The organism is Vibrio sp. EJY3 (assembly GCF_000241385.1).
Lineage (GTDB): Bacteria > Pseudomonadota > Gammaproteobacteria > Enterobacterales > Vibrionaceae > Vibrio > Vibrio natriegens.
This window is the reverse complement of sequence record NC_016613.1, coordinates 3013069-3033770: the sequence shown is the minus strand read 5'-3', so window position 1 is coordinate 3033770 and position 20702 is coordinate 3013069. Positions and strand designations below refer to the sequence as shown.

Sequence of the window (20702 nt, the reverse complement as noted above, 5' to 3'; positions counted from 1 at the left end):
CTTTTCGATTTAGTTCAGAAATTATTCTTCTGTCTCTTGGCCGCTGCGGTTCAAAAGGAATTGGACTAGCATTGAGACAGGACGGCCTGTTGAGCCTTTCGCTGCGCCTGATTTCCAAGCAGTACCTGCGATGTCCAAGTGTGCCCAGTTGTACTTTTTAGCAAATTTTGACAAGAAACAACCAGCAGTGATAGTACCAGCAGGACGACCGCCGATGTTTTGCATGTCAGCAAATGGGCTCTTCAGCTGCTCGTGGTACTCGTCTGCCATAGGTAGACGCCATGCACGGTCACTTGCTTGCTCAGAAGCGTTTACCAGCTCATGTGCAAGTGGGTTATGGTTTGAAAGTACGCCACTGATATGGTGACCAAGTGCGATAACACAAGCACCTGTTAGCGTAGCAACGTCTACCACACAATCTGGTTCGAAACGCTCTACATAAGTTAGTGCGTCACAAAGAACCAAACGGCCTTCCGCGTCAGTATTAAGTACTTCAACGGTTTGACCAGACATCGTTGTTAAAATATCACCTGGACGGTAAGCGTTGCTACCCGGCATGTTTTCACAGCCAGCCAGAACACCAATCACGTTAATAGGCAGGTTTAGTTTCGCCAACGCTTTCATTGTACCGAATACAGATGCCGCACCACACATGTCGTACTTCATCTCATCCATACCTTCACCAGGTTTCAGTGAGATACCGCCTGAATCGAACGTTAGGCCTTTACCAACAAGTACGATCGGTTTTGCATCTGAGTCAGGGTTACCCTTGTACTCGATGATTGACATCATAGATTCGTTTTTCGAACCACGACCTACCGCTAGGTATGATGTCATGCCCAGTTTTTCCATCTCTTGCTCACCAATGATTTTGGTGGTCACGGTTTCGTAATCGTCTGCTAGACGACGAGCTTGTGACGCAAGGTAGGCTGGGTTTGCTACGTTTGGTGGCATGTTGCCAAGGTCTTTTGACGCTTTTACGCCAGACGCGATAGCAAGACCATGAGTGATCGCTTTTTCACCCAGGCTCAATTCACGACGAGTTGGTACGTTGAAAACAAGCTTACGCAGTGGGCGGCGAGTTTCTGGCCTAACGCTCTTGAACTGGTTAAATGTGTACAGACCATCTTTAGTCGCTTCAACTGCCTGACGAACTTTCCAGTAAGTGTCGCGGCCTTTAACGTGCAGCTCAGTCAGAAAACATACGGCTTCCATTGAGCCTGTTTCGTTAAGTGTACTGATCGTCTTTTGAATGATTTCCTTGTACTGGCGCTCGCCTAGCTCACGTTCTTTACCACAACCGACAAGTAAAACGCGTTCTGACAGCACTCCTGGTACTTGATGCAGTAGTAGCATCTGGCCAGGTTTACCCTCTAGATCACCACGGCGAAGTAATGAACTGATGTAACCGTCACTGATTTTATCAAGTTGTTCGGCTACTGGAGAAAGGCGACGTGGTTCAAACACACCAACAACGATACATGCGCTACGTTGTTTCTCTGGACTGCCACTTTTTACACTGAACTCCATGCGTACTCCTACATCCTGAAGACAAATTGCTCTAAATGTTAGATAATGATCGCTTACTTGTTGAATTTTAGCTCCAGGCTTACATGCAGAGCTAATTAAGCGACTAACATTTAGTTTATAATTTTTCAAAAAATAAATGGTTCAACGGGAAACTATAGTGATTCGACCAAAAAAACAAGTTTTGTATAGGTAATTTCAGCGTGATTATTGTTAGATATTTGATCCGCGAAACACTCAAGAGTCAATTTGCGATCTTTTTCGTACTTTTTTTGGTGTTTCTGAGCCAAAAGTTCATCAGTGTTCTCGCAGACGCTTCTGACGGGGATATTCCCGCTGGATTGATCTTCTCAATTGTTGGTTTGAATATGCCAGCAATGGGCTTATTGATGCTGCCGTTGAGTTTGTATATCGGCATATTGATCACTTTTGGTCGTCTGTATGCGGAGAGTGAAATTGTCGTTATGAATGCGACGGGGATCGGAAACAAGTTTTTGGTGCAAGCGGCACTTTACTTAGCTCTGATTACTTCTGCTGTGGCGGCATTTAACGCTCTGTGGTTATCACCATGGTCGCAAGAAAGAGTGGAACAGCTCTACGAGCAGGTTGCGGCTGAAAATAGCGTCGACCTTCTTCAAAAAGGCCAATTTCAGGGTACGCCAGATGGCTCTTCTGTGGTGTTCATCGATGACATTAAAGACAACACGCTGAGCAATGTGTTTGTTGCCCAGATGCGCCCTCGGGATTCTGTTCTGCCTAGCGTGATGTTTTCTTCTTCAGGCGAAGTGAAAGAGCTGTCAGACGGACGACAGATCATCACGATGAAAGAAGGTACGCGCTATGAAGGTGTTCCTACTCGCGTGGAATATATGATCACCAAGTTCGATCAGTACGAAGGGGTGATTGGTCAGCGCGAAGTGAAAAAGAAAGGCAGGGACTGGGAAGCTTACCCTACGGCCGATTTGATTGGTCATCCGGATTCTGAAGCGCAAGCCGAGCTGCAATGGCGAATTTCACTGTTTGTATGTATTCCATTGCTCACGATGTTGGTTATTCCGTTGTCTGCCGTTAATCCGCGTCAGGGACGATTCGCTAAAATGGGCCCAGCGATTCTGATTTATTTGGCTTACTTCCTGGCCATCAGCGCAACGAAATCGGCACTGGAAGATGGCTCTATACCGACGACCGTTGGAATGTGGCCAATCAATGCGATGTTACTGATAGTCGCTATTTTGGCTAACATGATGGACAGCGTTCCAGCTCGACGAATGAAAGAAAAATTCCGCAAGAAGAGGCTAGCGTAAGCCGTGTTCAAAATTTTAGACCTTTATATCGGTAGAACCATTATTTCGACCACAGCCTTGGTTTTGGCCACCTTTGTTGGCTTGTCTGGCATCATCAAATACGTAGAACAGTTGCGTAAAGTTGGTCGAGGTGTGTATGACCTAATGCATGCACTTTACTTTGTACTGTTGAGTATTCCTCGCGACATAGAAATGTTTTTCCCAATGGCGGCACTGCTGGGCGCTTTGATTGGTTTGGGGATGCTAGCATCAAGCTCTGAGCTGGTGGTTATGCAGGCTGCAGGCTTTTCCAAATTGGATATCGGTTTATCCGTATTGAAAACTGCCGTGCCTTTAATGCTTATTGTTATGACGCTTGGTCAGTGGGGCGCGCCAGAAGCTCAAAAGATGGCTCGTGACCTACGCTCCTTTGCAATATCTGGCGGTAGTATTGTGTCCGTCCGGGCCGGAGTTTGGGCTAGGGATGCGAACGATTTTATCTTTATCGGCAAAGTCGAAGACGACAAATTGTATGCGCTGAATATGTGGCGCTTCGATGAGGATAAGAACCTCCAAAAAGTGATCTTTGCTGAAGAAGTGGACTATGAGCAAGACAACAACTGGGTCATGAAAGACGTGCAAATCACCGATATGCAAGGTGAGACCGTGATATCCAAGCAAAGTGTCGACCAAATGGAATGGCAAACGTCACTGGCACCAGACAAGCTTGCCGTTGTGACGGTTAAGCCAGAAGAATTATCACTTAGCGGTTTGTACGATTACGTGACGTACTTGAAAGCATCAGAACAGGATGCTTCACGTTACGAGCTTGCGTTCTGGCGTAAACTGACTCAACCACTCTCCATTGCGGTCATGATGTTGATGGCATTGTCGTTTGTATTTGGTCCGCTGCGTAGCGTGACGATGGGGGCACGGGTGTTGTCAGGGGTAGTCGCTGGCTTTACTTTTTATATTTCCAGTGAGTTTTTCGGACCGTTGACTCTGGTATACGGGATACCTCCCGTGTTTGGCGCATTGGCACCAAGCCTGGTATTCCTCGCTATTGCGGTATCGCTACTAAGAAGAAAATTGTAAAAAGAAAAAGGAAGGCCAATGCCTTCCTTTTTTATTGTGCTTTCGGTAACACAACCACTTTAGTTTTGGCCCACATGTCGTGGAAACCGCGTTTCTGCGGATCGATGGGTACCGTCAGGTTGGCTAACCCGAACCCTGAAGTTGCAATACGAATAAGCGCTTGAGTGACAGTGATTGGTGCATCGTCAGCGGCGTTACGTACTTGAAGTTTCCAGGCACGCATACCAAGTGTCTGACCTGCACGAGTCCAGAAGAAAACAAAGAAATAGATCCAAACTACCGCTAAATACAGCGTAAAGATCGGGCTTATTACAGGGTGCTTCGATAACATATCCGCAGCATCGACATATTCCCCATAGCTCAGTAACCCAGCGGCATTGAGTGCAAAGACAATGGCCATAACCACGCCGGCTGCCATCATTTCTATCGCAATGACAATCAACGAGTCATAGACCAAAGCAGCTAATCGACGAAAGAGTCCTGCCGTTGGAAGAGTTGTAGAAGTAGTCATAATTCCATCACTTACCTTAACAAATTGTGCGTCAGAATATAGATTCCCTCCCCATGTGAAAAGAGAGCCAACGCACAGAGTCTCCAATTGTGGCGAAATCCAGCCTTTTACAGCCGTACTTATCGTTGATAGGGGAGGGGATAAGAGAGAATGTATTGGGAATTCTTCAATTCAGTTCGAATCGTTTTGGTTTTCAGTCATGAAATTTCTGGTCTATTACCTGATGGGAAAGCTGAGAGAGTTGGTGTTTTTCGTCTTCGGTATAATGTTGAGACAGTGCGAGTTCCAATGCTTTTTCTGACAGTTTTTGGGCCGGAGAGGCGAAGAGTTTGGGATGCATGCTCGATATCGCTAACAATGATTTTTGCAAGCGAATCTGAACTTGGAGTTGAGCTGCGCCATCATGTGCTATAGGCAAAAAGACATCATCAAACAAATCTTGGCAGCTTAATGAAGGCACAAACAATCGAGGAAAACGCGTTTTTATGGGTCTTTGCTTTAGTAACTCTCCCCAAAGTGATAATGCCCTTATAGCGCGCCCGAGTACATCAATGGCGGTGCCGTTATCATTGACTGCAGGAGACAGTGCTCTTGAAGCGATTTCCGCCAAAACGACCAAGCCAAAACGAGGGTCTTGGTCGAAGGAACGCTCTGTTCGAATGGTGAAAGCTGCGCTAACTTCGCTTTCTTCTTCTAGTTCTCCACATAACCAAGCTATGGGTTGCCCTGAGTAAACAAAGTTACCCGGCTGACGCTCTATGTAAATGGTGCATTGGTTCTCTTCCGCAATGCCGTCGAGATGGTGCATATCTATATGCTGTAAGTAACCAATTTCTTGGCTGTAAATAGGTTTGCTTCCCCTAGGTTTATGTTCTGGGTGACTCCAGGGGCGGGCTCCAAGCCAAGGCTCATTTCCACGCTTGCGAATCGCACTTATCAGAGCTTGTTCGACTTTTGACGTTGTTTCTGAAACTCTTCCAAGTACCGATAAGTGCTGAATCCAGCGCAGTAGGGTAAGTATGATCATCACGATGACAACCATAGTCACGATGAACAGATAGATGCGCGCCTGTTCGTGATAGGCACCAACACCAAGCGCGATAATCCCCACCAGACTAAATAAGAACGAACCAAGAAACGTCGCCAGTGCATTTTGCGTTGTGCTGTCTTCCATCAATAACTTCGTGGCTCTTGGTGTCACTCCCGCACTGGCGGCGGTGTAGGCTGAGACCATGATATTGAGCGAAAAGGTAGTTACCGCCAACATTGAGGTCGCCAGAATATTGAGTATGTTATTCAGTAGTTCACTGCTGACGTTAATCGCGGGAGGCAGTACGACGAATTCGTTTAAAACAATCGACATCAAAGCGGTAGCGACCGCAAGTAAGGCGAATAATGATGTTCGAACCCATAGTTTGCGGGTTACCTGTTTTAACAACCACTGCCATTTAGATCCTGTCATTCTCTGACTCCTATCGAACAATAATTCGAAAGTGGATATAAAATTCAAAACGTTAGTATTGTTAAAGCATAGGTTAAATTTTTTGAAGTCTGATTAATGTTTGATGAGTCATAATGAAAAGGCACGTATATCAGCATATTTTCAAACGTACAGATGGTGTGAAGTCGAGAGGTAAAAAATGATTCTAATTACAGGCGCTAGTAGCGGACTTGGGGCTGAGTTGGCTAAGCTTTACGATTGCGATGGTCAGCCAACATACCTTACGGGACGAAGCGAGGGTAAACTCTCTGAAATCACAAACAGACTATCTAACAACATTGGTTACCAAGCTTGTGATCTCTCTTTGCATCAGGATGTTGAACAATTATTTGATCAATTAGACCAGCCTCCCCAAACAGTGATTCATAGTGCGGGAAGTGGTTATTTTGGGCTGTTGGAAGATCAAGAGCCAGAACAGATTCAAAAGTTGATTAACAACAACCTTAATTCTGCCATTAATGTCTTACGAGAGTTGGTTAAGCGTTACAAGGATCACTCGGTAAATGTGGTTATGATTATGTCGACTGCATCGCAACAGCCTAAAGCTCAGGAGTCCACATACTGCGCAGTTAAGTGGGCGGTAAAAGGTCTGATAGAGTCTGTTCGTTTAGAACTAAAGGGCAAACCGATGAAAATTATTGCGGTTTACCCAGGAGGGATGGCGACGGAGTTTTGGGAAACCAGTGGAAAGTCATTAGATCTCAGCAGTTTTATGCAAGCAGAAGATGCGGCCCAAATGATTCATGATGCGGTGTCGACCATCGGTAACGGCTATGTTTCTGATATCACGGTTAACAGGTTATAAACGCCATAGATATTGGGAAGATAGCTGTAAACTAGGTGGACGGAGATAAGATTACGGGGCTCGAGCTCTCCTTTGTCACAGTTTGTGGCGAAATTATCAGCAAACGATAGTTATTAAAGGTTTTTCTGCTTGCGCAGGTCAAAAGCTTACGTATAATGCCAAACATCAAAGGGCAATAGCCCAGAGATGCCGGTGTGGTGAAATTGGTATACACGACGGATTCAAAATCCGTTGCCTTCGGGCGTGGCGGTTCAAGTCCGCCCACCGGTACCATATTTTAAGACAGAGCCTCGACGAAAGTCGGGGCTTTGTTGTTTCTGGAGTTTGTGAATTCAAATCCAGCGTAGCGGCTTGGATGCAAGCCCAGCTAAGGCTGGTTATGGACGATATTGATAGTCTTCTTCACTATTATTTTGGGCAAGTCTGCTCACTTTATACTGTTGGGTCTCACTGTTTTGGTGCAATACTAAACTCTTCAGGCTTAATGATGAAATATCAAACCGTATTAGTATGGTTGTCTTTTTTGATAATGAGATATGTGAAAAGATGCACGTCTTAACTATCTAAATTTTGGCACTACAAACTTTGTTATGAAAAGGCAAAGTTTGGTGGAGTGCCAACATCTCTATTAAAAGAAAAGGACCATCTAAATGATAGGGAGATTAACCCAGCTGTTCCCCGTTTGGGCAGTTATATTCGCCTTAACCGCTTACTTTTCACCAAGTCTCTTCGTCGATTTAAAATCTCAAATCGTCCCTTTACTTACGATTATCATGCTTGCTATGGGAATCAGTTTATCTCCGAGTGATTTCCTCAATGTTCTCAAGCATAAAAAGGCGGTGGGCGTCGGTGTATTTCTTCAGTTTTTAATTATGCCTCTTGCCGCTTTGCTCATCAGCTTCTTATTAGGGTTTAGTACGGAGCTTACTGTCGGCATGGTACTGGTTGGTAGCGTTGCTGGTGGAACATCCTCTAACGTAATGGTATTTCTGGCCAAAGGTGATGTTGCGCTTTCCATTTCAATGACGGCTATATCTACATTATTAGGCGTGATATTAACGCCACTACTTGTAGAAGGGTTGATTGGTCAAAGTGTTGATGTGCCTGTTTCTGGGATGTTGATGAGCTTAGTTAAGATCGTACTACTTCCTGTATCAATAGGCGTCATTATTAACACCTTTATTCCTAAAGCCGTTGCTAAGGTCAATGCGATATTACCGTTGATATCAATGCTTGCTATCGTCGTTATTATCGCCATCGTTGTGGCTTTAAACGCTGAAAACCTAAATACCATTGGGCCATTGGTGGCACTGGCGGTCATTTTACACAATGGCCTAGGTTTGACGGCGGGCTACTATTGTTGTCGTCTACTTGGCTTTAATGAATCTACTTGTCGGACAATTGCATTTGAAGTGGGATTACAGAACTCAGGTTTAGCTACGGCGCTCGCAATGAAGTTCTTCTCGCCAGCATCGGCAATTGCCGGAACAATATTCTCAGTTTGGCACAATATTTCAGGTTCTCTGTTAGCTGGATACTGGGCAAGCAAAAAGGCTCGTAAAGCTAAAGCTGTAACTAATAGCCTATAGGTTCAACTGATTAACAAGTATCAGGTTAAGTTGTCGACTGGGGTATTTATCTTGTTAGGTATTTACTGAGGCTTCAAACGCCTGTTATCCCCTGAATACTAAATCTTACTCAGGGGGTAATAGGTGCTTTCGGTTGAGCTATTCAAGTTCAACAAGCGGTCTAAAGACCATTTCATGTACCACTACATCTTCCGGAAGCTTTAATAACCCTAAAATAGTACGAGCCACGCTTTCGGGTTGCATGTACTCAGGTCGGCTGGCTGCCCTAAAGTTGGTATCAGTACCGCCCGGGAATAAGTTGGTAACTTTAATACCATGAGGTTGAGCCTCTTTCATTAGCACGCCAGTAAAACCTGCTAACCCTTGTTTCATGGTTGTGTAAACCGCCATCGTTTCGCTCGCCCGTTTGGCAACGGTACTGGTGACGTTAATGATGTAGCCCGACTTCTGCTCTTTCATTAACGATAGCGCTTCTCTACATAGAATTGCAGGCGCTCTTAAGTTGATCGCGTACTGCTGTTCAAACTCTTCTAGCGAAAACTCATCAATCGCACATTTACGAGTATTCATGCCTGCGTTGTTAATGAGGACATCCAGTCCACCTAGTTCTTCAGTCGCCTGCTTAAACATATCCATAACTTGCTGAGACTCAGTGAGGTCATAGGAGGCAAACTTACAACCAGTCAGTTGATGTAGCTCTGTTAACTTATTCTTATTTCTGCCTGTAGCAAAAACATCGTGATGATCCGCGCAGAGCTGTTTTACTAGCTCAAATCCTATACCGCTGCTGGCACCTGTAACGAGAATTTTCATTTACTGACTCCGGGTTTTTAAAGAATGTTCAAATTTATTATGCCTTGCTTAAATAGAACGATAAATGGAAGTAAGCCTTTTCAACTGAGATAGCGATTGATTTGTGACTGAGCACCGACCAAAGTTTCTGCTTTGAAGCATCATCTTTTAATATAGAAAAAGCGTTATTTCACTTGGTAGAAGTAGTGGCAATTAACTGATGAATGCTATTGATCTCATTGATAATCATTACTAATGAATTTTATTATAAATTTCCTTAAAATTGAGGGCTTATATTGAAACCCCAGTCAGTAGTGAATAGTGGCAGCAATTAAACTTACCGTAGATCGCATTCAGCCAGGGTTACATATCCGTCTACCGTTGAAATGGAACGATCACCCATTCTTACTTAATAGCTTTAAAATTAAAGATCAGGGACAAGTTGAGATGATTCGTCATCTTGGCGTTAAGTTCGTGTACTTTAATCCTGAGCAAAGCGATTCATTGCCCTTACCTGTCAACCAAGATAGGGAAGATAAAGTAAAGAGCGATGATTCGTTAGATCTAGAAACGAAAGCATTATGGCAAGAGAAGCAGAAACGAATAGAAAAGCTAAGTGCTTATCGACGCAGAGTGATTCAATGTGAAAAAGAGTTTGAGCGTTCTCTCGCTCGTATGCGCTCAGTAATGATGAAAATTCGTAATCGTCCGGTCGCTGCGGTTAACGAAGCAAAGCAGCTAACCGAAGATATCGTAGATAAGTTAATGTGTGACGATAATGTCACGCTGCATCTCATGAATGGCAAAAACGAATATGAAGATATCTATTTTCACTCGCTGAATGTTGCGGTTATCGCGATGATGATTGGACGAGCAAAAGGTTACTCTGCTGAACAATTGAAAGAGCTGTCCTTTGCCGCATTGTTTCACGATATGGGTAAAGTCAAAATTCCAACAGCTATATTAAGAAAGCAAGAACCACTGACGGTTCCCGAAGAGAACTATTTAAAGCTACATACAAAGTATGGTTTAGATCTGGCTAACCAAATAGAGGACTTTCCTGAAACGGCAAAGACAGTTATTGAGCAGCATCATGAGTTAAGAGACGGTTCTGGCTATCCTAAGGGGTTGCAAGGTGATGAGATAAACGAGTTTGCCCAAATCATTATTGTCGCAAATGCATTTGATAACTTGTGTCATACGAGAATTACTTCAGAACAAAAGATCCCGTATACCGCACTTTCCCATCTATATAAGAATTGCAAACATCTATATAAAGAAGAAAACCTTAAACTCCTGATTAAGTTTATGGGCGTCTTCCCTCCGGGAACAGTCGTACAGCTGACCAATAATATGATTGGGTTAGTTATCTCAGTGAATGCTTCGAATCTACTATTCCCTAATGTTTTGGTTTATGACCCCTCAGTACCGAGAACCCAAGCCCCAATACTTGATTTAGCGTCGAAGGATTTAAGGATAGTAAACGCAATACATCCTTCTAAACTGCCAGAGAATATAAAAGAGTATCTTAATCCGCGTTCTCGAATTTCATACTTCTTCGATACCGATGCTTAGTTATCCACAGGGTTTTGTGGGTAACATGTAGAAATGCTGAGTGTTGTTTTGGGGTAATTTTAAGGTTGGATGGAAAGTGTCCACTTGGCATGTTTTTTTGAAATAATTGCATTTTTAGTATTGCCAAAGAAATTCTTCTCCCTATAATGCGCATCCACCGACACGGCAGACGCGATAAGGCTTCAGCAGGGTCGGAGAGGTAAAAAGCTTCTACGAAAAATTAGTTGAAAAAAGTGTTTGACACTAACAACCAAATCGCTAGAATGCACCTCCGCTTTGAGAGGAAAACTTCTCGCAAAGCAAGCTCTTTAACAATATAGACCTATCAATCTGTGTGGGCACTCGTTGATGATAATCCAATTAGATACCTCGGTATCAAATTAGGTTTCAATGATACGAAGTGACCATTGAATCTTCGGATTCAGCACAGTCAATTCAAACATTACTTTATGTAATGTTCAGTATTCATTGAGCCGAACAAAATCTTAAATTGAAGAGTTTGATCATGGCTCAGATTGAACGCTGGCGGCAGGCCTAACACATGCAAGTCGAGCGGAAACGAGTTAACTGAACCTTCGGGGGACGTTAACGGCGTCGAGCGGCGGACGGGTGAGTAATGCCTAGGAAATTGCCCTGATGTGGGGGATAACCATTGGAAACGATGGCTAATACCGCATGATGCCTACGGGCCAAAGAGGGGGACCTTCGGGCCTCTCGCGTCAGGATATGCCTAGGTGGGATTAGCTAGTTGGTGAGGTAAGGGCTCACCAAGGCGACGATCCCTAGCTGGTCTGAGAGGATGATCAGCCACACTGGAACTGAGACACGGTCCAGACTCCTACGGGAGGCAGCAGTGGGGAATATTGCACAATGGGCGCAAGCCTGATGCAGCCATGCCGCGTGTGTGAAGAAGGCCTTCGGGTTGTAAAGCACTTTCAGTCGTGAGGAAGGTTTATGCGTTAATAGCGTATAGATTTGACGTTAGCGACAGAAGAAGCACCGGCTAACTCCGTGCCAGCAGCCGCGGTAATACGGAGGGTGCGAGCGTTAATCGGAATTACTGGGCGTAAAGCGCATGCAGGTGGTTTGTTAAGTCAGATGTGAAAGCCCGGGGCTCAACCTCGGAATAGCATTTGAAACTGGCAGACTAGAGTACTGTAGAGGGGGGTAGAATTTCAGGTGTAGCGGTGAAATGCGTAGAGATCTGAAGGAATACCGGTGGCGAAGGCGGCCCCCTGGACAGATACTGACACTCAGATGCGAAAGCGTGGGGAGCAAACAGGATTAGATACCCTGGTAGTCCACGCCGTAAACGATGTCTACTTGGAGGTTGTGGCCTTGAGCCGTGGCTTTCGGAGCTAACGCGTTAAGTAGACCGCCTGGGGAGTACGGTCGCAAGATTAAAACTCAAATGAATTGACGGGGGCCCGCACAAGCGGTGGAGCATGTGGTTTAATTCGATGCAACGCGAAGAACCTTACCTACTCTTGACATCCAGAGAACTTTCCAGAGATGGATTGGTGCCTTCGGGAACTCTGAGACAGGTGCTGCATGGCTGTCGTCAGCTCGTGTTGTGAAATGTTGGGTTAAGTCCCGCAACGAGCGCAACCCTTATCCTTGTTTGCCAGCGAGTAATGTCGGGAACTCCAGGGAGACTGCCGGTGATAAACCGGAGGAAGGTGGGGACGACGTCAAGTCATCATGGCCCTTACGAGTAGGGCTACACACGTGCTACAATGGCGCATACAGAGGGCGGCCAACTTGCGAAAGTGAGCGAATCCCAAAAAGTGCGTCGTAGTCCGGATTGGAGTCTGCAACTCGACTCCATGAAGTCGGAATCGCTAGTAATCGTGGATCAGAATGCCACGGTGAATACGTTCCCGGGCCTTGTACACACCGCCCGTCACACCATGGGAGTGGGCTGCAAAAGAAGTAGGTAGTTTAACCTTCGGGGGGACGCTTACCACTTTGTGGTTCATGACTGGGGTGAAGTCGTAACAAGGTAGCGCTAGGGGAACCTGGCGCTGGATCACCTCCTTATACGATGATTATTCACGATGAGTGTCCACACAGATTGATATGGTTTATGTAAAAGAGACGATACTGGGTCTGTAGCTCAGGTGGTTAGAGCGTTCGCCTGATAAGCGAGAGGTCGGTGGTTCGAGTCCACTCAGACCCACCAATTCCCTTCCCAAGGAATTGGCATACAGTATCGACACACCTTGATGGGGCTATAGCTCAGCTGGGAGAGCGCCTGCCTTGCACGCAGGAGGTCAGCAGTTCGATCCTGCTTAGCTCCACCATCTTTAAGCGCATTAGCGATAGTGCTTTTAAAAATGGTTCTTAAATGAATCTAGCTCTTTAACAATTTGGAAAGCTGACAAAATAATCTTTAAGATTATTTGTAAAGTTCTCAAAGTATTCATGTATTTGAATACAACTAAAAACACATTCAAGTGTTCTTGGCTTTTTGTTTTCACTTTTTATGAAAAAGTAAAATAAAAAGATATTTGAGTCCGGCAAAATCGAAAGCTGTCTCGCTCATTCAAATAATGAGACAGCAACTTTGGTTGTTTAACATCAATTCGAAACTCCTTCGGGTTGTATGGTTAAGTGACTAAGCGTACACGGTGGATGCCTTGGCAGTCAGAGGCGATGAAGGACGTATTAACTTGCGATAAGCCCAGATTAGGCAGTAAAAGCCACTTGAGTCTGGGATTTCCGAATGGGGAAACCCACTTACATAAGTAAGTATCCTGTTGTGAATACATAGCAACAGGAGGCGAACCGGGGGAACTGAAACATCTAAGTACCCCGAGGAAAAGAAATCAACCGAGATTCCGAAAGTAGCGGCGAGCGAAATTGGACTAGCCCTTAAGCTTTATAAGCGTTAGGTGAACAAGCTGGAAAGCTTGGCGATACAGGGTGATAGCCCCGTAACTGACGACGCATATTCAGTGAAATCGAGTAGGGCGGGACACGTGATATCCTGTCTGAATATGGGGGGACCATCCTCCAAGGCTAAATACTACTGACTGACCGATAGTGAACCAGTACCGTGAGGGAAAGGCGAAAAGAACCCCTGTGAGGGGAGTGAAATAGAACCTGAAACCGTGTACGTACAAGCAGTAGGAGCAGGCTTTGTCCTGTGACTGCGTACCTTTTGTATAATGGGTCAGCGACTTATATTCAGTGGCAAGGTTAACCATCTAGGGGAGCCGTAGGGAAACCGAGTCTTAACTGGGCGTTCAGTCTCTGGATATAGACCCGAAACCAGGTGATCTAGCCATGGGCAGGTTGAAGGTTGAGTAACATCAACTGGAGGACCGAACCGACTAATGTTGAAAAATTAGCGGATGACTTGTGGCTAGGGGTGAAAGGCCAATCAAACCTGGAGATAGCTGGTTCTCCCCGAAAGCTATTTAGGTAGCGCCTCGGACGAATACTACTGGGGGTAGAGCACTGTTAAGGCTAGGGGGTCATCCCGACTTACCAACCCTTTGCAAACTCCGAATACCAGTAAGTACTATCCGGGAGACACACGGCGGGTGCTAACGTCCGTCGTGGAGAGGGAAACAACCCAGACCGCCAGCTAAGGTCCCAAATTACTACTAAGTGGGAAACGATGTGGGAAGGCTCAGACAGCCAGGATGTTGGCTTAGAAGCAGCCATCATTTAAAGAAAGCGTAATAGCTCACTGGTCGAGTCGGCCTGCGCGGAAGATGTAACGGGGCTAAGTAGTAAACCGAAGCTGCGGCAATGCACTTTTGTGCATTGGGTAGGGGAGCGTTCTGTAAGCGGTTGAAGGTGTGTGGTAACGCATGCTGGACGTATCAGAAGTGCGAATGCTGACATGAGTAACGATAAAGGGGGTGAAAAACCTCCTCGCCGGAAGACCAAGGGTTCCTGTCCAACGTTAATCGGGGCAGGGTAAGTCGACCCCTAAGGCGAGGCCGAAAGGCGTAGTCGATGGGAAACGGGTTAATATTCCCGTACTTCTTACAATTGCGATGGGGGGACGGAGAAGGCTAGGTGGGCCTGGCGACGGTTGTCCAGGTTCAAGTGCGTAGGCTTGAGAGTTAGGTAAATCCGGCTCTCTTTAAGGCTGAGACACGACGTCGAGCTACTACGGTAGTGAAGTCATTGATGCCATGCTTCCAGGAAAAGCCTCTAAGCTTCAGATTGTAAGGAATCGTACCCCAAACCGACACAGGTGGTCGGGTAGAGAATACCAAGGCGCTTGAGAGAACTCGGGTGAAGGAACTAGGCAAAATGGTACCGTAACTTCGGGAGAAGGTACGCTCTCGACGGTGAAGTCCCTTGCGGATGGAGCTATTGAGAGTCGCAGATACCAGGTGGCTGCAACTGTTTATTAAAAACACAGCACTGTGCAAAATCGTAAGATGACGTATACGGTGTGACGCCTGCCCGGTGCCGGAAGGTTAATTGATGGGGTTAGACTTCGGTCGAAGCTCTTGATCGAAGCCCCGGTAAACGGCGGCCGTAACTATAACGGTCCTAAGGTAGCGAAATTCCTTGTCGGGTAAGTTCCGACCTGCACGAATGGCGTAATGATGGCCACGCTGTCTCCACCCGAGACTCAGTGAAATTGAAATCGCTGTGAAGATGCAGTGTACCCGCGGCTAGACGGAAAGACCCCGTGAACCTTTACTACAGCTTGGCACTGAACATTGACCCTACATGTGTAGGATAGGTGGGAGGCTTTGAAACAGGTACGCCAGTATCTGTGGAGCCGTCCTTGAAATACCACCCTTGTAGTGTTGATGTTCTAACGTTGACCCCTTATCGGGGTTGCGGACAGTGCCTGGTGGGTAGTTTGACTGGGGCGGTCTCCTCCCAAAGCGTAACGGAGGAGCACGAAGGTGGGCTAATCACGGTTGGACATCGTGAGGTTAGTGCAATGGCATAAGCCCGCTTGACTGCGAGAATGACAATTCGAGCAGGTGCGAAAGCAGGTCATAGTGATCCGGTGGTTCTGAATGGAAGGGCCATCGCTCAACGGATAAAAGGTACTCCGGGGATAACAGGCTGATACCGCCCAAGAGTTCATATCGACGGCGGTGTTTGGCACCTCGATGTCGGCTCATCACATCCTGGGGCTGAAGTCGGTCCCAAGGGTATGGCTGTTCGCCATTTAAAGTGGTACGCGAGCTGGGTTTAGAACGTCGTGAGACAGTTCGGTCCCTATCTGCCGTGGGCGTTGGAGAATTGAAAGGGGCTGCTCCTAGTACGAGAGGACCGGAGTGGACGAACCTCTGGTGTTCGGGTTGTGTCGCCAGACGCATTGCCCGGTAGCTAAGTTCGGGATCGATAACCGCTGAAAGCATCTAAGCGGGAAGCGAGCCTTGAGATGAGTTCTCCCTGATACTTTAAGTATCCTAAAGGGTTGTCGTAGACTACGACGTTGATAGGCAGGGTGTGTAAGCGTTGTGAGGCGTTGAGCTAACCTGTACTAATTGCCCGTGAGGCTTAACCATACAACACCCAAGGGGTTTTGATGGACTCAATGTAAGAACATTGAATGTGTAAAAACGAGAATTAAAAACAGCTTTCCGAATTAAAGAATTTGCTTGGCGACCATAGCGTTTTGGACCCACCTGACTTCCATTCCGAACTCAGAAGTGAAACGAAATAGCGCCGATGGTAGTGTGGGGTTTCCCCATGTGAGAGTAGGACATCGCCAGGCTTTAAATTTAAAGAGCCCGTTTGAAAGAACGGGCTTTTTTAGTCTTCAGGGACATCTTGATGCTGATATAGCTCAGGTGGTAGAGCGCATCCTTGGTAAGGATGAGGTCCCCAGTTCGAGTCTGGGTATCAGCACCATTTACAATTAGAATTTTACTTGGCGACCATAGCGCTTTGGACCCACCTGATTTCCTTTCCGAACTCAGAAGTGAAACGAAGTAGCGTCGATGGTAGTGTGGGGTTTCCCCATGTGAGAGTAGAACATCGCCAGGTTCTTATTAGACTCAAATAGTCTGACCAATGCGGAGCGGTAGTTCAGTTGGTTAGAATACCGGCCTGTCACGCCGGGGGTCGCGGGTTCGAGTCCCGTCCGCTCCGCCACTTATTCCAGACCTCAGCAGAAATGCTGGGGTCTTTTAGTTTGTGCTGAGTTAAGTTGGTCTTCGACCAATGAGTCCCGCAAAAGGTTTGCCCGTTGTCTGCAACCCGAGCCGCTCTGCCACTTATTCTAAAGCCTTGCTAGAAATAGCAGGGCTTTTTTCATTTAAGTTTATGTTGGCTCTTCAGCCGAAAGCGTCCCGTCGGAATGTCGACTCAGCCACTCCGCAATTTATCCAGCCCCTAGAAGAAATGCTGGGGTCTTTAGTTTGTGCTGAGTTAAGTTGGTCTTCGATCAATAAGTCCAGCAGGAGAGCTTGCCTGTGGCTCTGGTCTTCTGATATTCATTCCCGATCCAAGCAGAAATGCCAGGATCTTTTAGTTTGTGTTGAGTGACTTTACTCAGACCTATAAGTTCCTCGTGTTGGGAGCTTGCTTGATCTCAAGCTCTACAGATCCTCTGCTTATTCTGAACGTCAGAAGAAACCTCATGTTCTTTTTGCCCGCTGTCACCTGTCTTGAGTCTTAGTTAGAAAGGTAATACTATTACTGTGGAATTTCAAAGATGGCTTATACGCTTGCATTGGTGTGTGATTGGGCGCTGTATGGTGAAGTCTCCAGTCGATCCATGTTTACGGTGTTGTTGGCGTAAGGTGTACTGATATAACTGCTTAGGATTAATTACAGAGCTTTCTCTGCTGAAATGAATTAGCACATTTCTCGGCTTAACAGTACTTGCGTCGGCTCTTAGTGAGTGTTTTTCTTGATTTATCGTTATAAAGAAAGAGCTTACTTTTAAAGCCTGTTCCTAGCTCTGTAAGCTCTCTAGAGCGTTACAGGTTGGTGATTACGATTATTATGGGATCATTACGCACTAACAACTTATAAAGTCATTGAAGGGCTGTTAGAGAGCCAATACTGGTATTTGATGAGTATCTATAGAGTGTTGGTGCTGGGACTGAGTGTGAAGTGGATAATGAAAGAGGCAAATGTGATTTGTGCTGTTGCTAAGCCTTAGGAGCCATACTTCTATTTATATCGCGATCTAATAAGAGAGGGGAGTAAAGATAAACTTTCTGGCAGCATGTTGGTTAAGCAAAATTTTTAAATCTAATTACGCAGGGATACAGACTTGCTTGCGAAGAGAAGAAGAGCTATTCGGGAATTTTAAACGAAAAAAAAGCCGCATCAATGATGCAGCTTTCCAAAAGTGGCTCCTCCTGCTGGGCTCGAACCAGCGACCTGCGGATTAACAGTCCGTCGCTCTACCAACTGAGCTAAGGAGGAATTATCTTTTTAAATATTCTTATCTTTAAAGAAAGTGGTGCCGACTACCGGAATCGAACTGGTGACCTACTGATTACAAGTCAGTTGCTCTACCTACTGAGCTAAGTCGGCACGTTTTCATTAACAAGCAATAATCTTGCTAATTGAAAGTGGCTCCTCCTGCTGGGCTCGAACCAGCGACCTGCGGATTAACAGTCCGTCGCTCTACCAACTGAGCTAAGGAGGAATTGTCTTTTTAAGAATAAATGGTGCCGACTACCGGAATCGAACTGGTGACCTACTGATTACAAGTCAGTTGCTCTACCTACTGAGCTAAGTCGGCACACCTTATTCTTTTAACTATTGTTCGTGCAAAGCACCAACAATTAATAAATTGTGGTGCCCGGAGGCGGAATCGAACCACCGACACGAGGATTTTCAATCCTCTGCTCTACCGACTGAGCTATCCGGGCGACGAGGTGTATTAAACGGTTTTTCGCTTCTTAGGTCAACAATAAAATTCAAATAAAATATCGTTTGATGAAATTGTGCTCGGAGTGGGCTGTTTTTATGCGTTTTAAATGGTGATACACCTTGCTTTAAGCGTTCTTGGGAGTTAAACGACGAGTTTGTTTGCCTGATTAGTAAGCCAAAAATAATAAAGCACGTTTGAAAACGTGCTTTAAGTTAGTAAATTGGCTCTAAGCTAGTGCTTTACAGAGAACTTATTCACCCATCCTTCCAGATCATTCGCTAAAGAAGCCAGGCTTTGAGTGCTTGTTTGACTCTCTGTGACCACTGAATTTAGCTGATAACCGCTTTCTTCAATCAGGTTTATGCGGTGTGCAATATCGTCGCTGACATGGGTTTGCTCCGCAGCGGCCGTTGCGATTTGTTGGCTCATTGTCGTAATGGCTTCTAATGCTGTCACTATCTGTTGTAGAGCTTCAGAAGCACTTTGGGACTGTGTGACTGTGCTTTGACTGGTCTCGGCGCAAATCTCCATTGTTTGGATAGCATGGCGAGAACCTTGCTGGAGGTTTGAGATCATGTTCTGGATCTCTTTTGTACTATCTTGAGTGCGGCCAGCAAGTTTGCGAACTTCATCGGCCACAACAGCAAACCCTCTGCCTTGCTCACCCGCGCGAGCGGCTTCAATGGCTGCGTTTAGCGCCAGTAAGTTAGTTTGCTCTGCGATATCACCAATGACATCTAAAACTTTGACTATGTTGTTTACATCCTGATCTAAATTAGCTACCGCCAGACTGGCTGTACTTAACTGATTTGCAAGTCCCTGGATATTATCCACTGTACTGCATATCAGTGATTGGGTTTGTTGGCTTTGTTTGTCTGCCTCATCCGTATTTCGCGCGGTATCATTTGCTGACGTTGCGACTTGATTAGCTGATGAGGCCATTTCTGTCATCGCTGTCGCAATCATAGCGGTTGATTCCTGTTGTGATAGGGTCAAATCAGCAATGGTTCCAGAGCGTGATTCAACTGCGGATAACTCTGAGCGCAGAGCGAGCATAGAACTATCGAGATTCGTTACCATTATGGCCAGAGACTGACTCATGTTCTGCACAGCATCGTAAATACTATCTTTTGGGGCTACCGTATCGAAACTTGTCTGTATATTGCCCTGAGAGACTGCCTGAACGGCTTGGCGTACGTCATGAGGCTCTCCTCCTAATACGTTCAGCATCTTGCGGATAGCGATGATTAGGCTGGTAAGAATAGCACCTGCGATGAAGAGGCATAGAACGAGTTGCCATTGTGCAGTAGCCCAAAATCGTGCATTTACCTCGTTAAACCCAATACCAGTACCAACAACCCATCCCCAGTGAGGCGTTTTTTCTGCTATTGAATGCTTCTCTTCAATGCTTCCGTCAGTTTGTGTTTGGCTCCATGTATATTCGACAATCTGGCCTGTTTTGTTATCCAAAATATCTAATATTAATTGGCCAACGCTATTGTTATTGCTGTCTTTGAAGTCATGGAAGCTGGTGCCATGCAATTGTGGATCGAGAGGCGCAGCGACAAATATCATGTTCTCATTGGCAACATAAACGTATTCATTATCTTTATAGATATTGTTGCGAAGCAGGCGAGTCGCCAGTGCTTTTGCTTCATCTTCCGGAAGTTCACCACTTGCAGCCATTGCTTCTACTTCGGTCAGAATGCTATATGCGCTTTTGAATAGCTCTGTCACTCGAGCTTTATTATCAAGGTTACTTGCAACTCTCAGAGTCCATAAACCTGTAGCGGTTAATGCGAGCAACGCCAGCAATATAATCGCAGACAGTAAATAGGCTTGAGTTTTTAGTTTCATATTTGGGCTCACAAATTTTTTAGTTGCTATGCAAAGCATGGCTTATTTTAGAAATTGAATAGACAAGGCATCTTATTGAAGAAGGAAATGAGCGCCTACAAGTGCTTGTTTAAACTATGATGGAGATTAAATTTTTATCGTGAAATAAGTTTTTCAGTAAGCGAGCTTTATATGTGGGGTGGTGGAATGAGTGAAAGTCGTGATTGGGTAGGGGAGAATGTATAGATAAAAAAAAGCCGCATCATGTGATGCGGCTTCTTGAAAGTGGCTCCTCCTGCTGGGCTCGAACCAGCGACCTGCGGATTAACAGTCCGTCGCTCTACCAACTGAGCTAAGGAGGAA

General features: G+C 45.7%; 10 protein-coding genes, 11 tRNA genes and 4 rRNA genes. 14 read left to right on the top strand and 11 right to left on the bottom strand.

The genetic code is table 11. The features are described from left to right. Positions 1–21 precede the first annotated feature (21 nt). Positions 22–1530: a leucyl aminopeptidase gene (gene pepA, locus VEJY3_RS13725; protein WP_014233054.1), complete on the bottom strand. Its 1509-nt coding sequence runs from the start codon at positions 1528–1530 to the stop codon at positions 22–24. 200 nt (positions 1531–1730) lie between these two features. Between pepA and lptF the strand changes: the two genes are divergently transcribed. Together lptF and lptG are read left to right on the top strand one after the other, a co-directional pair. Next, entirely contained in the window at positions 1731–2831 is a 1101-nt protein-coding gene (lptF, locus tag VEJY3_RS13720; RefSeq protein ID WP_014233053.1) for an LPS export ABC transporter permease LptF, read from the top strand. A gap of 3 nt (positions 2832–2834) precedes the next feature. Next, complete coding sequence (gene lptG / locus VEJY3_RS13715) at positions 2835–3905, top strand: LPS export ABC transporter permease LptG (protein WP_014233052.1); 1071 nt, start codon at positions 2835–2837, stop codon at positions 3903–3905. 31 nt (positions 3906–3936) lie between these two features. Here lptG and VEJY3_RS13710 read toward each other — a convergent pair whose 3' ends face one another. Further along, entirely contained in the window at positions 3937–4416 is a 480-nt protein-coding gene (locus tag VEJY3_RS13710) for an RDD family protein (RefSeq protein ID WP_014233051.1), read from the bottom strand. Between the two features lie 193 nt (positions 4417–4609). Further along, complete coding sequence (locus VEJY3_RS13705; RefSeq protein WP_014233050.1) at positions 4610–5878, bottom strand: DUF2254 domain-containing protein; 1269 nt, start codon at positions 5876–5878, stop codon at positions 4610–4612. Positions 5879–6056: 178 nt separating this feature from the next. On the opposite strand from VEJY3_RS13705, the gene VEJY3_RS13700 reads away from it, so the two are divergent. From VEJY3_RS13700 to VEJY3_RS13690, 3 genes are all read left to right on the top strand, one after another. Next, complete coding sequence (locus VEJY3_RS13700; protein ID WP_014233049.1) at positions 6057–6722, top strand: SDR family NAD(P)-dependent oxidoreductase; 666 nt, start codon at positions 6057–6059, stop codon at positions 6720–6722. 188 nt (positions 6723–6910) lie between these two features. Then, positions 6911–6995, top strand: a tRNA-Leu gene (locus tag VEJY3_RS13695). 377 nt (positions 6996–7372) lie between these two features. Continuing rightward, a complete protein-coding gene (locus VEJY3_RS13690) occupies positions 7373–8311 on the top strand; it encodes a bile acid:sodium symporter family protein (protein WP_014233048.1) in 939 nt (312 codons plus the stop codon). A 138-nt stretch (positions 8312–8449) separates the two neighbouring features. Here VEJY3_RS13690 and VEJY3_RS13685 read toward each other — a convergent pair whose 3' ends face one another. Then, positions 8450–9124: an SDR family oxidoreductase gene (locus VEJY3_RS13685; protein ID WP_014233047.1), complete on the bottom strand. Its 675-nt coding sequence runs from the start codon at positions 9122–9124 to the stop codon at positions 8450–8452. A gap of 300 nt (positions 9125–9424) precedes the next feature. Here VEJY3_RS13685 and VEJY3_RS13680 point away from each other — a divergent pair, with 300 nt between their 5' ends. The 9 genes from VEJY3_RS13680 to VEJY3_RS13640 all read left to right on the top strand — a co-directional run bounded on the left by VEJY3_RS13680 (position 9425) and on the right by VEJY3_RS13640 (position 16765). Then, positions 9425–10678, top strand: a complete 1254-nt coding sequence (locus VEJY3_RS13680; protein WP_014233046.1) for an HD-GYP domain-containing protein — start codon at positions 9425–9427, stop codon at positions 10676–10678. A gap of 487 nt (positions 10679–11165) precedes the next feature. Further along, positions 11166–12718 (top strand): 16S ribosomal RNA (locus tag VEJY3_RS13675). Positions 12719–12783: 65 nt separating this feature from the next. Continuing rightward, a tRNA-Ile gene (locus VEJY3_RS13670) sits at positions 12784–12860 on the top strand. A 45-nt stretch (positions 12861–12905) separates the two neighbouring features. Further along, positions 12906–12981, top strand: a tRNA-Ala gene (locus VEJY3_RS13665). Positions 12982–13285: 304 nt separating this feature from the next. Further along, positions 13286–16176, top strand: a 23S ribosomal RNA gene (locus VEJY3_RS13660). A 92-nt stretch (positions 16177–16268) separates the two neighbouring features. Beyond that, positions 16269–16385 (top strand): 5S ribosomal RNA (gene rrf / locus VEJY3_RS13655). Positions 16386–16446: 61 nt separating this feature from the next. Beyond that, positions 16447–16522: transfer RNA gene (locus VEJY3_RS13650), tRNA-Thr, on the top strand. An 18-nt stretch (positions 16523–16540) separates the two neighbouring features. After that, positions 16541–16657: ribosomal RNA gene (gene rrf / locus VEJY3_RS13645) — 5S ribosomal RNA — on the top strand. The 16S, 23S and 5S rRNA genes sit together here with 4 tRNA genes alongside, the layout of an rRNA operon. A 31-nt stretch (positions 16658–16688) precedes the next feature. Then, positions 16689–16765: transfer RNA gene (locus tag VEJY3_RS13640), tRNA-Asp, on the top strand. A 1208-nt stretch (positions 16766–17973) separates the two neighbouring features. Here the strand turns inward: VEJY3_RS13640 and VEJY3_RS13635 are convergent. The 7 genes from VEJY3_RS13635 to VEJY3_RS13605 form a co-directional block, all read right to left on the bottom strand. After that, a tRNA-Asn gene (locus tag VEJY3_RS13635) sits at positions 17974–18049 on the bottom strand. A gap of 35 nt (positions 18050–18084) precedes the next feature. Beyond that, positions 18085–18160, bottom strand: a tRNA-Thr gene (locus VEJY3_RS13630). 39 nt (positions 18161–18199) lie between these two features. Then, positions 18200–18275: transfer RNA gene (locus VEJY3_RS13625), tRNA-Asn, on the bottom strand. A gap of 20 nt (positions 18276–18295) precedes the next feature. Next, positions 18296–18371 (bottom strand) — tRNA-Thr (locus VEJY3_RS13620). 54 nt (positions 18372–18425) lie between these two features. Next, a tRNA-Phe gene (locus VEJY3_RS13615) sits at positions 18426–18501 on the bottom strand. 233 nt (positions 18502–18734) lie between these two features. Continuing rightward, positions 18735–20360: a methyl-accepting chemotaxis protein gene (locus VEJY3_RS13610; protein ID WP_014233045.1), complete on the bottom strand. Its 1626-nt coding sequence runs from the start codon at positions 20358–20360 to the stop codon at positions 18735–18737. A 265-nt stretch (positions 20361–20625) separates the two neighbouring features. Further along, positions 20626–20701: transfer RNA gene (locus VEJY3_RS13605), tRNA-Asn, on the bottom strand. Position 20702 lies beyond the last annotated feature (1 nt).

Bases quoted from the DNA above. Each gene is read 5' to 3' on its own strand.
- pepA (WP_014233054.1), bottom strand. From the start codon at position 1,530: ATGGAGTTCAGTGTAAAAAGTGGCAGTCCAGAGAAACAACGTAGCGCA.
- VEJY3_RS13710 (WP_014233051.1), bottom strand. From the start codon at position 4,416: ATGACTACTTCTACAACTCTTCCAACGGCAGGACTCTTTCGTCGATTA.
- VEJY3_RS13705 (WP_014233050.1), bottom strand. From the start codon at position 5,878: ATGACAGGATCTAAATGGCAGTGGTTGTTAAAACAGGTAACCCGCAAA.
- VEJY3_RS13700 (WP_014233049.1), top strand. From the start codon at position 6,057: ATGATTCTAATTACAGGCGCTAGTAGCGGACTTGGGGCTGAGTTGGCT.
- VEJY3_RS13690 (WP_014233048.1), top strand. From the start codon at position 7,373: ATGATAGGGAGATTAACCCAGCTGTTCCCCGTTTGGGCAGTTATATTC.
- VEJY3_RS13685 (WP_014233047.1), bottom strand. From the start codon at position 9,124: ATGAAAATTCTCGTTACAGGTGCCAGCAGCGGTATAGGATTTGAGCTA.
- VEJY3_RS13610 (WP_014233045.1), bottom strand. From the start codon at position 20,360: ATGAAACTAAAAACTCAAGCCTATTTACTGTCTGCGATTATATTGCTG.